Source organism: Pseudomonas sp. IPO3778, from assembly GCF_013386825.1.
GTDB lineage: Bacteria > Pseudomonadota > Gammaproteobacteria > Pseudomonadales > Pseudomonadaceae > Aquipseudomonas.
In genome coordinates, this window is record NZ_JACARC010000023.1 from 47,406 (window position 1) to 62,700 (window position 15,295).

General features: G+C 61.6%; 11 protein-coding genes. 6 read left to right on the forward strand and 5 right to left on the reverse strand.

The genetic code is table 11. The annotated features are described in order from the left end of the window. Positions 1-59: 59 nt before the first annotated feature. Positions 60-1,685 carry a methyl-accepting chemotaxis protein gene (locus tag HX855_RS10595; RefSeq protein ID WP_177086248.1) on the reverse strand — a complete coding sequence of 542 codons (1,626 nt, stop codon included), beginning with the start codon at positions 1,683-1,685 and terminating at the stop codon, positions 60-62. A 277-nt stretch (positions 1,686-1,962) separates the two neighbouring features. Between HX855_RS10595 and HX855_RS10600 the strand changes: the two genes are divergently transcribed. Both HX855_RS10600 and HX855_RS10605 read left to right on the forward strand, forming a co-directional pair. After that, entirely contained in the window at positions 1,963-2,193 is a 231-nt protein-coding gene (locus HX855_RS10600) for a hypothetical protein (protein ID WP_003209413.1), read from the forward strand. Next, positions 2,190-2,483 carry a cell division protein ZapA gene (locus HX855_RS10605; RefSeq protein ID WP_177086251.1) on the forward strand — a complete coding sequence of 98 codons (294 nt, stop codon included), beginning with the start codon at positions 2,190-2,192 and terminating at the stop codon, positions 2,481-2,483. The genes HX855_RS10600 and HX855_RS10605 overlap by 4 nt, the downstream gene beginning before the upstream one ends. Here the strand turns inward: HX855_RS10605 and HX855_RS10610 are convergent. Together HX855_RS10610 and putA are read right to left on the reverse strand one after the other, a co-directional pair. Beyond that, positions 2,480-4,282, reverse strand: a complete 1,803-nt coding sequence (locus HX855_RS10610) for an acyl-CoA dehydrogenase (protein WP_177086253.1) — start codon at positions 4,280-4,282, stop codon at positions 2,480-2,482. The genes HX855_RS10605 and HX855_RS10610 overlap by 4 nt on opposite strands. A gap of 255 nt (positions 4,283-4,537) precedes the next feature. Then, the gene (gene putA, locus HX855_RS10615; RefSeq protein ID WP_177086255.1) at positions 4,538-8,491 is read right to left on the reverse strand and encodes a trifunctional transcriptional regulator/proline dehydrogenase/L-glutamate gamma-semialdehyde dehydrogenase; all 3,954 of its coding nucleotides are present in this window, start codon (positions 8,489-8,491) and stop codon (positions 4,538-4,540) included. A gap of 81 nt (positions 8,492-8,572) precedes the next feature. Between putA and HX855_RS10620 the strand changes: the two genes are divergently transcribed. Together HX855_RS10620 and putP are read left to right on the forward strand one after the other, a co-directional pair. After that, positions 8,573-8,857 carry a hypothetical protein gene (locus HX855_RS10620; protein ID WP_177086257.1) on the forward strand — a complete coding sequence of 95 codons (285 nt, stop codon included), beginning with the start codon at positions 8,573-8,575 and terminating at the stop codon, positions 8,855-8,857. 93 nt (positions 8,858-8,950) lie between these two features. After that, the gene (gene putP / locus HX855_RS10625) at positions 8,951-10,435 is read left to right on the forward strand and encodes a sodium/proline symporter PutP (RefSeq protein WP_177086259.1); all 1,485 of its coding nucleotides are present in this window, start codon (positions 8,951-8,953) and stop codon (positions 10,433-10,435) included. A 69-nt stretch (positions 10,436-10,504) separates the two neighbouring features. Here the strand turns inward: putP and HX855_RS10630 are convergent, their stop codons facing one another. Continuing rightward, positions 10,505-10,999 (reverse strand): DUF2165 family protein, encoded by a 495-nt coding sequence (locus HX855_RS10630; RefSeq protein WP_177086261.1) that lies wholly within the window; start codon positions 10,997-10,999, stop codon positions 10,505-10,507. A 188-nt stretch (positions 11,000-11,187) separates the two neighbouring features. On the opposite strand from HX855_RS10630, the gene HX855_RS10635 reads away from it, so the two are divergent. Both HX855_RS10635 and HX855_RS10640 read left to right on the forward strand, forming a co-directional pair. Then, a complete protein-coding gene (locus HX855_RS10635) occupies positions 11,188-13,221 on the forward strand; it encodes a type VI secretion system tip protein VgrG (protein WP_177086263.1) in 2,034 nt (677 codons plus the stop codon). Continuing rightward, positions 13,218-13,931 carry a DUF4123 domain-containing protein gene (locus HX855_RS10640; RefSeq protein WP_309139805.1) on the forward strand — a complete coding sequence of 238 codons (714 nt, stop codon included), beginning with the start codon at positions 13,218-13,220 and terminating at the stop codon, positions 13,929-13,931. Before HX855_RS10635 ends, HX855_RS10640 begins: the two co-directional genes overlap by 4 nt. Here the strand turns inward: HX855_RS10640 and HX855_RS10645 are convergent. After that, positions 13,917-15,194, reverse strand: coding sequence for an O-acetylhomoserine aminocarboxypropyltransferase/cysteine synthase family protein (locus tag HX855_RS10645; protein ID WP_177086265.1), 1,278 nt, complete (start codon positions 15,192-15,194; stop codon positions 13,917-13,919). The genes HX855_RS10640 and HX855_RS10645 overlap by 15 nt on opposite strands. Between the last annotated feature and the right edge of the window lie 101 nt (positions 15,195-15,295).

Sequence of the window (15,295 nt, forward strand, 5' to 3'; positions counted from 1 at the left end):
GTGGCTGTCAGATTGCTATCGCAGGCAAGCCAGCTCCCACAAGGGATCGCCGGTGTCAGTTAAAGCCTGAACCGCCCCACCATCCCGTTCAGATCCACCGCCAGGCGCGACAGCTCACTGCTCGCCGCACTGGTCTGGCTGGCGCCGGTGGCCGATTGCACCGACAAATCACGAATATTCACCAGGTTGCGGTCCACTTCCCGCGCTACCTGTGCCTGCTCTTCAGCGGCACTGGCGATCACCAGGTTGCGTTCGTTGATTTCGACGATGGCGGTATTGATGGTGTCCAGCGACATCCCCGCACCTTTGGCGATGTTCAACGTCGACTCCGCCCGCTCGGTGCTGTTGCGCATCGAATCCACGGCATGCTCGGTACCGGCCTGAATGCTGCCGATCATCCGCTCGATCTCGCTGGTGGACTGCTGGGTACGATGGGCCAGGGCCCGCACTTCATCGGCCACTACCGCAAAACCACGCCCGGCTTCACCGGCGCGCGCCGCTTCAATCGCCGCGTTCAGGGCCAGCAGGTTGGTCTGGTCGGCCAGGCCGCGAATCACGTCCAGCACCTTGCCGATGTCCCGGGACTCCTCCGCCAGGTTGCCGATCAGGGTCGCGGTGGCTTGCACATCGCTGCTCATGCGCTCGATGGCGCTGACGGTTTCCTGCACCAGGTCACGGCCATCGCCCGCAGACGAGGTAGCGTTTTTCGAGGCTTCGGAGGTGCTGACCGCGTTGCGGGCCACTTCTTCAACCGCGCTGGTCATCTCGTTGACGGCCGTGGCGGCCTGTTCGATTTCGTTGTTTTGCTGGGTCAGGCCGCGGGCGCTTTCGTCGGTTACGGCGTTCAGCTCTTCGGCGGCGGAAGCCAGCTGGGTGGCCGAACCGGCGATACGCTGCAGGGTGTCTTTCAGCTTGTCCTGCATCTTGGCCATCGCCAATAGCAGGCGGCCGGCTTCGTCGTTGCCTTCGACCTTGATCGGGCGCGTCAGGTTGCCTTCGGCGATTTCCTCGGCGGCATCCAGGGCCTGGGCAATCGGCTGGGTGATGCTACGGGTCAGCAGCCAGGCGAACAGCATGGTCAGTGCCGTGGCCAGGATCAGCAGGACCACCACCAGCTCAAAGGCCATGTCGTACTGGTCGGCGGCTTGCTGGTTGGTGGCCAGGGCCATCTTGCTATTGATGTCCAGCAGACGGGACAGTATGGCGTTGACCTGATCGGAATTGTTCAGCAACTCGGTGTTGAGCAGCGTGCGCAACTCTTCCACCTGATTGGCCCGGGACAGGCTCTTCATGCGTTCTTCGATCTGGTGGTACTGGCCCAGCAGGCGCACGTACTCGTCGTAGGTGCTGCGCTCTTCAGGGCTTTCGATCAACTTCTCGTAGACCGCCTGGGCGGTACGAATCTGCTGATTGCGCACGTCAAACGATTCCAGGGTCTTTTGCTGAACGTCGGGTTCGCGGTTGGTCAGCAGGCGATAGGACAGCACTCGCAGGCGCAGGGTCAACTGGGTGAATTCGTCCAGGGCGCGAATGCTCGGCACGCTGCTCAGGGTGATGTCTTCCGTTGCCGCGCGAATCTTGCTCATCTGGTTCAACGCGAACACACCGAGAAACAACATCAGCGCGCCAATCAACGCAAAGCCGAGGAAGGCCCGCGGCGCGATATTCATATTACGAAGAGACATGCTGTGATCCTGGGGAGAAGCGCGATCCATGCGGGGTTTTGGCAGGGTGTCCATGACCTATCGGTCATACGACTAAAGTCTTGAGGGGGTGCGCGCTTTTGTCGCAGAGTTGGACGGGCCGACGGGATTCAGGAACCAGATGGCATAAATGCAGTCACTAAGGCTCCAACGCGTGGCCTGCCCCATGAAATCAAGGCCCCGCGCCAGGGATAACCCTGGCATCCGAGGTGAATTTTCTTTATCGTCACCGCCCTTTGAAAAAGCCCGAGAAATCAAAATGTTAGAAGCATCCCTCAGCCAATTGGAACAACTGGTCAGCGACCTGGTACAGCAGAACCAGGATCTGTTGGGCACCAACGAATCCCTCAAGGCCGAACTGGCTCGCGCCAAGGATGAAAACGACAGCTTGCAGCTGAACCTGATGGAGCAGGAAGAAAAGCAGGGCGCCACCGCTGCCCGTATCCAGGCGTTGGTTGAGCGTGTGAGCGCGGGTCCTGTGAGCGCATGAGTGAAGGGATAAAGGTCGTTTCGATTCTCGGTGAGGATTACTCGATCAAGGCGCCGGAGGGGGAAGACAACACCCTGATGAGCGCCGTGACGATGCTCAAGGCATCCCTGGCCACCACCAAGAAAAAGTACCCGACACTGATCGGTGACAAGCTATTGGTGCTGGCGGCGCTGAACCTGTGCGCCGAGCAGATCGAAATGCAAAAGCATCACCAGCAGGAACTCGACCGTTACCAAGAGCAAGTCAGCGCCACGGTCGAGGTGATTTCCAAGGCGATCGGAACGCCTTAGAACCACTCATCCTGCATCCCCAGGCACGTGTCATCGCGTGCCTCGAGAATCGCCAGTTCATGATGGCAGCCCGGTATTTCCCACGTCAGGAAGTACCGGGCGGCCTGGAGCTTGCCCTTATAGAAGGCGACATCGGCCGCATTGCCTTTGGCCAGCCCTTCCTCGGCGCGAATCGCTTGCTCCAGCCAGCGCCAGCCAATCACCGTATGCCCAAACACTTTCAGGTACAGCGCCGAATTCGCCAGGCTGCTGTTGACCTTGCCCTGGGCGAGATCCGTCAGCAGGCCGAGGGTGACGCTTTGCAGGCGCGCTACCAATTGTTCCAGCGGTTCCCGTAAGGCGGTCAGCGACGGGTATTCCTGTGCCCGCGCGCCGGTCTCGGCGATCAGGCGAATCAATTGTTTCAAGCCCGCGCCGCCGCTCTGCGCCAGTTTGCGCCCGAGCAAGTCCAGTGACTGGATGCCGTGGGTGCCTTCATGGATCGGGTTCAGACGGTTGTCGCGGTAGTACTGTTCGACCGGGTATTCGCGGGTGTAGCCGTGGCCGCCGAGGATCTGGATCGCCAGTTCGTTGGCCTTCAGGCAAAACTCCGACGGCCAGGATTTGACGATGGGCGTCAACAGGTCCAGCAGTTCGTGGGCCTGTTTGCGTGCGGCGTCGGTTTCCAGGGTCGTGGTGTCGTCGAACAGCCGCGCCGCGTACAGGCCGAGGTCGAAAGCGCCTTCCACGTAGGCTTTTTGCGTCAATAGCATGCGCTTGATATCGGCGTGCTGGATGATCGACACCGGCGCGGTGTTCGGGTCTTTGCTGTCGGGCAGGCGGCCTTGGGGGCGTTCCCGGGCGTACTCCAGGGAATACAGGTAGCCGGCGTAGCCGAGCATCACTGCGCCCATGCCCACGCCGATCCGCGCTTCGTTCATCATCTGGAACATGCAGCTCAGGCCCTGATGCGGCTTGCCCACCAGATAGCCGACACACTCACCGTTATCGCCGAAATTCAGCGCGGTCGAGGTGGTGCCGCGCCAGCCCATCTTGTGAAACAGCCCGGCCAGCAACACATCATTGCGTTTGCCCAGGCTGCCATCGTCGTTGACCAGGAACTTGGGCACGATAAACAGCGAAATGCCCTTCACCCCGGCGGGGGCGTCCGGCAGTTTGGCCAGCACCATGTGCACGATGTTCTCCGACAGCGGGTGATCGCCGCCGGAGATGAAGATCTTGTTGCCCTTGAGGCGATAGCTGCCGTCAGCCGCCGGCTCTGCGCGGGTACGAATATCCGACAGCGATGAGCCTGCATGGGGCTCGGTCAGGGCCATGGTGCCGAAGAAGCGCCCTTCGATCATGGGTTGCAGGAAGCGTTGTTTCTGCTCCTCAGTGCCGAAGCTCTCGATCAGGTTGGCGGCGCCCATGGTCAGGAACGGGTAGGACGTGGACGCGGCGTTGGCTGACTGGAAGTGCGCGAAACAGGCTTGGGAGAGCAGGGTTGGCAACTGCATGCCACCGGCTTCGAAACTGCGGGCGGCGTTAAGGAAGCCGGCTTCAAGGAAGGCATCCACGGCCGGTTTCACTTCAGGGATCAGAATCGCCTGACCGTTCTCGTAGCGCGGTTCGTTCTCGTCGCCCTTGCGGTTGTGGGGGGCGAAGAACTTCTCGGCAATGCTACGGGCGGTGCCGATGGCGGCGTCGAAGGTTTCGCGGTTGTGTTCGGCAAACCGCTCGCGCTGGGTCAGGCCCTCGGCATCGAGGACTTCGTACAGCTCGAAAGCCAGATTGCGGGAACTGAGCAGCGTCTCGGACATGGCGGCTTACCTCTGTGGGAATGGGCCTGAGTCTAAGTGCGCAAATAGAGGCTGGATAGCAAGATTGATCTGGGTGATGGAGGGGCCAAACAACAGCGGTGAGTTGCAAATACGGTCAGTGTGGGAGCTTTTGTGGGAGCCGGGCTTGCCCGCGATGCAGGCACCTCGATGTGTCAGATACACCGAGGTGATGCCATCGCAGGCAAGCCAGCTCCCACACAAGCCCGCTCCCACATTTTGACCGCGTTCCGTCAGTTAGCCGATCGTCATCAGGCTGGCGTTACCACCCGCCGCCGCGGTGTTGACGCTCAGCGCGCGCTCGATCACCAGGCGCTCCAGGGCAATCCCGGTTTCCCCCGAAGACAAGCCGTGAACCCCGACAATCGCCCCGCCACGCTTGGCCACTTGCTGGCAAACCCCGCGCAGTTGGTCGGAATCGCCATGATGCAGCACGGCATCAAACACGGTTTCATCCTTGGTCCAGTCAGCCACCAGCTTGATCTTCGCCTGAAGCTCCTTCGGCAAGCGTGCGAACACGGCCTTGGTCAATTCAGTGTCCGGCCATACCGCCGAGCTGCCGACTGCCAGTACGGCGGCCAGTTGGGTCAGCAGGTCGCCTTCCGCATCCGCCAGGCACAACACGTGCTCGCGGGGCAGGATGGCGTAGCTGTTGCGCTCGCCGGTGGGGCCGGCCAGTTGGCGGGTGATACCGCTCTGGGACTGCGCGGCGAATTGCACGCACAGGGCGCTCAAGTCACTGAGCTTGCTGCTGTCGGCCCAGGCTTGCAGGGCCGTCAGCGGCTTGCTCATGGCATCCCGCAGGCGTACATCCGGTGCGGCCAGTGCATCGCCGCGAACGAAGGATTGCTCGATGGCATCCGTAGGACGGGTCGACAGCAGGCGGTACAGGTACAGGGGGCCGCCGGCTTTCGGGCCGGTCCCCGACAAACCTTCGCCGCCGAACGGTTGCACGCCGACCACGGCCCCCACGATGTTGCGGTTCACGTAGACGTTACCGGCATGGACGTTGTCGATCACCTTGGCGATGGTCTCGTCGATACGGGTGTGCACGCCCAGGGTCAGGCCGTAGCCAGAGGCGTTGATCTGACCGATCAGTTGGTCGATCTCTTTACGCTTGTAGCGCACCACGTGCAGCACCGGGCCGAAGATCTCCCGTTGCAGCTCGTCGAAGCTTTCCAGTTCGATCAGGGTCGGCATCACGAACGTGCCACGCTTGACCTCTTCGCTATCGGCAATGGCCACCTGGTAAACGGTGCGGCCTTTGTCGCGCATGGCCTGGATGTGTTTCTCGATGCCAGCCTTGGCTTCGGCGTCGATCACCGGGCCGATGTCCACCGACAGGCGTTCCGGGTTGCCGAGGCGGCATTCAGCCATGGCACCTTTGAGCATTTCGATGACGCGGTCAGCGGAATCTTCCTGCAGGCACAACACACGCAGGGCGGAGCAGCGTTGACCGGCACTGTCGAAGGCCGAGGACACTACGTCGATCACCACTTGTTCGGTCAGCGCCGAGGAGTCGACGATCATCGCGTTCTGGCCACCGGTTTCGGCGATCAGCGGGATCGGACGACCTTGTGCATCCAGGCGACCGGCGACGTTGCGTTGCAGCAAACGTGCGACCTCGGTGGAGCCGGTGAACATCACGCCTTTGACGCGATCATCACCCACCAGGCGGGCGCCGACGGTTTCGCCCTGGCCCGGCAGCAGTTGCAGCACGCCTTCCGGAATCCCGGCTTCCAGCAGCAGGCGCACGGCTTGTGCGGCCACCAGTGGAGTTTGCTCGGCCGGCTTGGCCAATACCGGGTTACCGGCGGCCAGTGCAGCGGCGACCTGGCCACTGAAGATCGCCAGCGGGAAGTTCCACGGGCTGATGCACACCACCGGGCCCAGCGGGCGGTGGGCGTCGTTGGTGAAGTCGTTACGGGCCTGCACCGCGTAGTAACGCAGGAAGTCCACGGCTTCACGCACTTCGGCGATGGCGTTGGCGAAGGTCTTGCCGGCTTCACGGGCCAGCAGGCCCATCAGTGGCTGGATCTCGCCTTCCATCAAGTCGGCGGCGCGCTCCAGGATCGCGGCGCGTTCGGCGGGCGGGGTGGCCTGCCAGATCGGTGCAGCATTCAGGGCGCATTGGATAGCGTTGTCGACGTCTTCGACGGTGGCTTCCTGCACATGGCCGACCACGTCACGCAGGTCGGACGGGTTCAGCACCGGCACAGCCGCTTGGTTGCTGGAAACGCAGCCGAGCATCGGCGCGGCTTTCCAGTGGTTGTGGGCGGTGGCCAGCAAGGCGCAGGACAGCGACGCCAGGCGGTGTTCGTTGGCCAGGTCGATACCGGCAGAGTTGGCGCGCTCGGCACCATACAGGTCACGGGGCAGCGGAATACGCGGGTGCGGCAGGCCGAAGCCGCCTTCCAGCGTCGCCATCTGCTCGATGCTGGCCACTGGATCGGCCACCAGCTCCTGGATTGAGATGGATTGGTCGGCGATGCGGTTGACGAACGAGGTGTTGGCGCCGTTTTCCAGCAGGCGACGCACCAGGTAAGCCAGCAATGTTTCGTGGGTGCCGACCGGTGCGTACACACGGCACGGACGGTTCAGCTTGCCTTCGGAGACCTTGCCTACAACCTGCTCGTACAGTGGTTCACCCATGCCGTGCAGGCATTGGAACTCGTACTGGCCGGGGTAATAGTTCTGACCCGCGATGTGGTAAATCGCCGACAGTGTGTGGGCGTTGTGGGTGGCGAACTGCGGGTAGATAACTTCCGGAACGGAGAGCAGTTTGCGTGCGCAGGCAATGTAGGAAACGTCGGTGTACACCTTGCGGGTGTACACCGGGTAGCCTTCCAGGCCTTCGACCTGGGCGCGTTTGATTTCGCTGTCCCAGTACGCGCCTTTTACCAGGCGGATCATCAGGCGGTGGCGGCTGCGGCGTGCCAGGTCGATGACGTAGTCGATCACGTATGGGCAACGCTTCTGGTAAGCCTGAATCACGAAGCCGATGCCGTTCCAGCCGGTCAGTTGCGGTTCGAAGCACAGGCGTTCCAGCAGGTCGAGGGACAGCTCCAGGCGGTCGGCTTCTTCGGCGTCGATGTTCAGGCCGATGTCGTATTGCTTGGCCAGCAACGTCAGGGACAACAGGCGCGGGTACAGCTCGTCCATCACGCGCTCGTACTGCGCACGGCTGTAACGCGGGTGCAGGGCCGAGAGTTTGATGGAAATGCCCGGGCCTTCATAAATCCCGCGACCGTGAGAGGCTTTGCCGATCGAGTGGATGGCTTGTTCGTACGAGGCCAGGTACTTCTGGGCGTCGTGTTCGGTGAGTGCGGCTTCACCGAGCATGTCGTAGGAGTAGCGGAAGCCCTTGGCTTCGAACTTGCTCGCATTGGCCAGGGCTTCGGCGATGGTTTCGCCGGTGACGAACTGCTCGCCCATCAGGCGCATGGCCATGTCGACGCCCTTGCGGATCATCGGCTCGCCGCTCTTGCCGATGATGCGGCTCAGGGACGATGTCAGGCCGGCTTCGTTGTGGGTGGCGACCAGTTTACCGGTCAGCAGCAGGCCCCAGGTGGCGGCGTTGACGAACAGCGACGGGCTGTTGCCCAGGTGCGGGTGCCAGTTGCCGGTGCTGATCTTGTCGCGGATCAGCGCGTCGCGGGTGCCCTTGTCCGGGATGCGCAGCAGCGCTTCGGCGAGGCACATCAGCGCTACACCTTCCTGGGACGAAAGAGAGAATTCTTGCAGCAGGCCCTGGACGATGCCTGCACGGCCGCCGGCGCTTTTCTGATTGCGCAGTTTCTCGGCGATCGAAGAGGCGAGCTTGTGGGTGGCTTCGGCCATTGCCGCTGGCAGACGTGCCTGCTCGATCAGCATCGGTACCACTTCCGGTTCCGGGCGACGGTAGGCGGCGGTGATCGAAGCGCGCAGTACCGATTGCGGCAGGATGCTCTCGGCGAACTCCAGGAAGCACTGGTGAGCGTGGTCGGTCTGGACCTCGCCGGCATCTTCCGCGTCTTTGCTGCTCAGGCCGTTGAGCTCGGCCAGGGTTGCACCACCCTCGAGTTTCTCCAGGTAATTGAAAATCGCCTGCTTGATCAGCCAGTGCGGCGTGCGATCAATGGAGGTCGCGGCCGCCTTCAGGCGCTCGCGGGTCGGGTCGTCAAGTTTGACCCCAAGGGTGGTCGTAGCCATCTTTTTATCCTCATGGGTGCCACTACTGCGTGGCATCAGCTGGCGGCAAGATTAGCTTTGCGTCGAGAGAGGTGCAACCGGGTGCAACCCTTTTTATTCATGATTTTTTTTGATGCCGATCGGGAAAAATTATCACCGCAGCCGAATCCGCTGCGCCTTGGTGCATTTGCTTCTGACTTTGGCTGTGCTTGCTCCGAAAAGGAGCAAAAACACAGTGTTTTTCGCAAAACACATCAGGGTGCAACTTATTCTCAAGAAACTGGTTGCACCTTATTTGCTTTGTTGAATAGCATTCGCGCCCAAGGTGCAACCGTCTTACGGAAGGTTCATCGGCTGATGGCTTTCCTGGGGAAACGTCAGTCCTAAATGCGCGGCTCCAGGCGTCGTCTATCCACTTGCGAGTGGGTGGCCGTTCTGACAGACCGCCGCTACATAAAAACAAAGCCAGGGCGTAACCCAATGACTGTAAGTAATCCTACCCTGATCACATTTGTGATCTATATCGCTGTCATGGTGCTGATCGGCCTTATGGCCTATCGCTCCACCAACAACCTTTCCGACTATATTCTGGGCGGTCGCAGCCTCGGCAGCGTGGTCACCGCGCTCTCGGCCGGCGCCTCGGACATGAGCGGCTGGTTGCTGATGGGCTTGCCCGGCGCGATCTACATGTCTGGCCTGTCGGAAAGCTGGATCGCCATCGGCCTGATCGTCGGTGCTTACCTGAACTGGCTGTTTGTAGCCGGCCGCCTGCGGGTGCAGACCGAGCACAACGGCGACGCCCTGACCCTGCCGGATTACTTTTCCAGCCGCTTCGAAGATAAAAGCGGCCTGCTACGGATCATCTCTGCGGTGGTGATTCTGGTGTTCTTCACCATCTACTGCGCTTCCGGCATCGTTGCCGGCGCCCGTCTGTTTGAAAGCACCTTCGGCATGTCCTACGAGACGGCGCTGTGGGCCGGTGCTGCAGCGACCATCGCCTACACCTTCGTCGGTGGTTTCCTGGCCGTCAGCTGGACGGACACCGTACAAGCCACGCTGATGATCTTCGCCCTGCTGCTCACGCCGATCATCGTGCTGCTGGCCACCGGTGGCGTCGACACCACGTTCCTGGCGATCGAAGCGCAAAACCCTGACAACTTCAACATGCTGAAAAACACCACCTTCATCGGCATCATTTCGCTGATGGGCTGGGGCCTGGGTTACTTCGGCCAGCCGCACATCCTTGCGCGCTTCATGGCGGCGGACTCGGTGAAGTCGATTGCCAAGGCGCGTCGCATCTCCATGACCTGGATGATCCTGTGCCTGGGCGGCACCGTGGCGGTAGGCTTCTTCGGTATCGCCTACTTCTCGGCGCACCCGGAAGTGGCCGGTCCCGTGACCGAGAACCACGAGCGTGTGTTCATCGAACTGGCCAAGTTGCTGTTCAATCCATGGATCGCCGGTGTGTTGCTGTCGGCCATCCTGGCCGCGGTAATGAGCACCTTGAGCTGCCAGTTACTGGTGTGCTCCAGCGCCCTGACCGAAGACTTCTACAAAACCTTCCTGCGCAAAAACGCCTCCCAGCTTGAGCTGGTGTGGGTCGGTCGCGCCATGGTGCTGTTGGTGGCGTTGATCGCCATCGCCCTGGCGGCCAACCCGGAAAACCGTGTACTTAGCCTGGTGAGCTACGCCTGGGCAGGCTTCGGCGCTGCGTTCGGCCCTGTGGTGCTGATCTCCGTGCTCTGGAAAGGCATGACGCGTAATGGCGCACTGGCCGGCATCCTGGTGGGCGCGATCACCGTGATCGTGTGGAAACACTTCAGTCTGTTCGGCCTGTACGAAATCATCCCGGGCTTCATCTTCGCGAGCCTGGCGATCTACTTCGTGAGCAAGCTGGGCGCGCCGACGGCTGGCATGCTCCAGCGGTTTGATGCCGCCGAGGCGGATTACAACCTCAACAAGTAATCGGCGGGGGCTTGAATGCCCGCGGAATTGAAAACGGCCCGCCTGCGGGCCGTTTTTTATGGGCGAGATTCAGTCGCGCTCGGTGTCCGGCTGATTCAGGAAAATCAGCACGCCCAGGATCGCCATATAAAACTTGAAGGCCGCTTCCTGGCCGTTCCATTGATGGGACTGCCACATCAGGAACCACTCGCCACCGATCACCATAAAGCCGAAGAACCACACGACAAAACCTAGGGTCAGGCCCACGACTGCGCATTTCTTTGCGCGGTTGAATTCGGTGCCGGTGGCACGACGAGCCCGCCACAAGGCCAGCGCGCCTCGTGCCAGCAACACGGCCGTCAGTGCTTCACCCGCAATGATCAGCCAATACGCGCCGTGCCACAGCCATGGGGTGGTGATGGAACGATACATCGCGGCGTTGCCGGGAAAGGTGGTGTCCATACTCAGCACATGTTTGACGAAGGCAAAGTTGGAGCCGTAGTCGGTGATGTTGCTGAAGGCGACGAGTGTGGCGAAGGCTGCCAGGGCAAGGGTCAGGACGATTTTTGCGTAGCGGGTGGCCATGTTTTTTCCATTGTCATGGGGCGATGGGGGGCGAATACGCTAGCACGCTGGCGGTAGGGCTTCGACGCCTGATACATGAAGATTAAAGCGCCGGCGATGTAGGGATTTACTGATTTGCCTGCAGCGTACTCAGCTCGGCAAAAAGCTGGTGCAGAATCGGCCGCCCACTACTTGCAGAGAAACACCGGATGTTCGCTCCTGCCAATCAAAGTGCCTTTACCCTGACCCTCGACGGCGTGCCCAGTGATCTCAAGGTCCTTGAGTTCATGGGTGAAGAGTTCATCAGCCTTCCTTATCGTTTTGACCTTGAACTGGTCAGCGAACAGTCCGACCTGGATCTGGAAGGCCTGATGCACCGCCAGGCTTTCCTGGGGTTCGATGCCCACGGCCATGGTATTCATGGCCAGGTCTACCGGGTGGCTCAAGGCGATTCGGGCGCGCGCCTGACCCGTTACCAGATCACGGTGGTGCCGCAGCTGGCTTATCTGGAGCACAGTACTCACCAGCGGATTTTCCAGGACAGGACGGTGCCGCAGATCATTGCTCGGGTATTGGAAGGGCAGGGCATCCAGGGTGATGCCTTCTCCTTTCAATTGAGCGGGGTGTATCCCGAGCGTGAGTACTGCGTTCAGTTCGGCGAAACCGATCTGGCGTTCATTCAGCGCTTGTGTGCCGAGTCGGGCATTCACTACCACTTCCAGCACCATCCCGAGCGCCATCTTCTGGTGTTTGGTGATGACCAGACGGTGTTCGCCCAGCCTGATCTGCCCACTCAGTACGCTGCGGGTTCCGGGATGGTTGCCGATACGCCGGTGATCAAGCGTTTTATCGTGGGGCTGAAGACCCGCACCACCGGCGTGAGCCTGCGGGACTACGACTTCAAAAAGCCCCGCCTGACGCTGGAAAGCGTGGCATCTGGCGGCCAGCGTCCTGCCCTGGAAGAGCAAGTCTATCCCGGCCACTTTACGGATCGCGTCCACGGCAAGTACCTGGCGCAACGCATGTTGGAGCGCCATCGCAGCGACTTTCGCCAGGCCAGTGGTCATAGCGATCAGCCGGCTCTGCTCAGCGGGCGGTTCCTGAAGATGGCCGGGCACCCTCGTCAGGCGTGGAATGATTTGTGGCTGGTCACCCAGGTGACGCATGTGGGGCGCCAGCCCCAGGTGCTGGAGGAGTCGGCCCCTGGCGTCATGGGCGATGAGTACTCTCAAGGCTATAGCAATGACTTTGTTGTAACGCCATGGGATGTACCGTTTCGAACACCGCTGCTGGCGCCGCGGCCACCCATGTCGGGCTACCAGAACGCCGTGGTGACCGGGCCGGCCGGCAGCGAAATTCATTGCGACGAGTACGGTCGGGTCAAGGTGCAACTGGCCTGGGACCGCGCGGGTGCAAACAACGAGCATTCCAGCTGCTGGCTGCGGGTGGCCACCGGGTGGGCTCATGAGCATTACGGCACGGTGTTGATTCCGCGGGTGGGCATGGAGGTGCTGGTGGGTTTCGTCGACGGCGATGCCGACACGCCGCTGGTGGTCGGTTGCCTGGCCAATGCGGCGACGCCGGTGCCGCTGGACCTGCCGGCCGACAAGACCCGCAGCATCTTCCGCAGCCAGACCAGCCCCGGCGGCGGTGGCTACAACGAGCTGCGGATCGAGGACCGCAAGGGCGCCGAGGAAATCTACCTGCGCGCCCAGCGTAACTGGACCCAGCATGTACTCCACGACCAGCACGTGCAGGTCGACCATCAACGCAGCGTGATCGTCAAAGGCCTCGATCGCCACGAGCTTCAGGGCGAAGAACAGCGTACCACCCACGGCAACCGCCTGACCGAACTCAAGCAGGACGATCACCTGATGATCGCCGGCTCGCAGCAAGTGCGTGCCGGGATGACCGTTCACATCGGCGCAGGGCAAAGCGTTGTTATCGATGGGGGTGCCAGCGTGACGCTCCAGGCTGGAGGGCAGTGGATCAACGTGTCGGCGGGCGGGATTTTCAGCAGCACAGAGATCCAGCTTGGGGGCGCGCCAGCACCGGCGGGAGTGCCGTTGATGCCGGGGTTGCAGGAAACGTTGCTGGCGGTGATACCCGCGCCGTTAAGTGCCGTACAGGTGTCGAGCCTGAAACGCAGTGCGCCCTTTTGCGAAGAGTGCGAGCGCTGCAGGAATGGCGTGTGTAATACGCCTCTGCACCGCAGCACATCACAGGTGGGAGGTGCACCGTGATCTCGCCCGGGCAGTGGCTTGAGTCAGCGCCCTTGCAGGCGGGTGAGCAGGTGTTTGCGGTGCTGGGCAATGCCAGTGACAGCAAGCCGCTCCTGGCGTGGCGCCGTACCGATGGGGGCGCACTCAGTCCGATCTGGGCCGGTAGCGAGTATGCAACGTGGGAAGAGGTCATGCCCTACGTAGCGGTGGTTGCCGTTGACAGTGCGTTTCTGGAGTGGGCCGCCGAATGCAAGGGCACCGATTGGGGTTGGCTGGCGGTGTCGTCCTGCCCTTTGCCAGTCGTTGTCGAGCATCTGTGCAGCCTGACCAAGGTGCTGTTGCCGGACGGACAGGCAGTTTTTTTTCGCTTCTGGGACGGGACCTATACGCTGCCTGTGTTGCAGGCATTGGGGCCGGACGCACGGGCGTTGCTCCCGGTGTTCAGCCGGTACTGGATCAATGGTCGCCAGCACGAGGTGACGGTTACGGTGGCGGGCGCGGCAAGGGCCAGCCCGTGGTGGCAGGTGCCGGCGCAGGTTCTCGAACGCTTGAATGACCCATCGAGCGTCACACGGGTGGACAACCTGCTGCAATGGCTGGAAGAACAGCGCCCGGACCTGCACAACGCGTTAGCGCTGGCGACCTTGAAACACAAGGTCGCTCACTTTGTGCGCAGGCCGGATGTCAGTCATCAGGCGCTGGCCGCGTGGCTGGTCTCAGAGTTGGGTTGAAGCCAGGGACTGCTGCAGGTCCTCGATCAGGTCTTCAATGGCTTCGATGCCCACCGACAGGCGAATCATCTCCGGCTTCACCCCGGCCTTCGCCTGCTCCTGTTCATTCATCTGGCGATGGGTGGTGGACGCCGGGTGGCAGGCCAGGGATTTGGCGTCGCCGATGTTCACCAGGCGTTTGAAGATTTGCAGTGCGTCATAGAAACGCACGCCGGCCTCGTAGCCGCCCTTCAGGCCGAAGGACAGAATGGCCGACGGTTTGCCCTGCATGTATTTCTGCGCCAGATGATGGTGTGGGTGATCCGGCAGGCCAGCATAGCTGACCCATTCCACCTGTTCGTGGTCTTGCAGGAAATGGGCAATCTTCAGCGCGTTCTCGGTGTGGCGCTCCATGCGCAAGGCCAGGGTCTCCAAACCTTGCAGCAGCAGGAACGCATTCATCGGCGCCAGTGCCGCGCCGGTATTGCGTAGTGGCACCGTCCGGGCTCGGGCGATGAACGCGGCAGGGCCGAATTTTTCGGTATAGACCACCCCGTGATAGGCCGGCTCGGGCTGGTTGAGCCCGGGGAATTTCTCCGGGTATTGGGTCCAGGGGAAGGTGCCGCTGTCGACGATCACGCCACCCAGCGAGTTGCCGTGCCCGCCCACGTATTTGGTCACCGAATGCACGACGATATCCGCGCCGAACTGGATAGGTTTGCACAGGATCGGAGTGGCCACGGTGTTATCCACCATCAGCGGCACGCCTCGGGCGTGGGCGACGTTGGCCAGGGCCTCGAGGTCGATGATGTTGCCCGCCGGGTTGCCGATGCTTTCGCAGTACACCAACTTGGTGTTGTCATCGATCAGCTCGGCGATGGCTTCGGCGCTGTCGTCACGGGCAAAACGTACGTCGACGCCAAAGCTCGGCAGCAAGTGGGCGAACAGGGTGTAGGTGCCGCCGTACAGCTGCGGCGTGGTGACGATATTGTCGCCGGCACGGGTCAGGGTCTGGATTGCGTAGTGGATCGCCGCGCTGCCGGCCGACACGGCCAGGGCCGCGATGCCGCCTTCCAGCGCCGCGATGCGTTGCTCCAGCACGTCGTTGGTGGGGTTCATGATGCGCGTGTAGATATTGCCCGGTACGTCGAGGTTGAACAGGTCGGCGCCGTGCTGGGCGTTATCGAATTCGAAGGCGACGTTCTGGTAGATCGGCACGGCGACGGCCTTGGTGGTCGGGTCCGACTTGAAGCCGTGGTGCAGGGCGATGGTGGCGTCTTTCATGAGTTTTTATGACCTCCATGGAGAGTGGCTGGCCACAATAAATCCGCTTTCGCATCGGCAATTAGACTATTTTCGGCGGCGCCCCTGTGTTTGCGGCATAA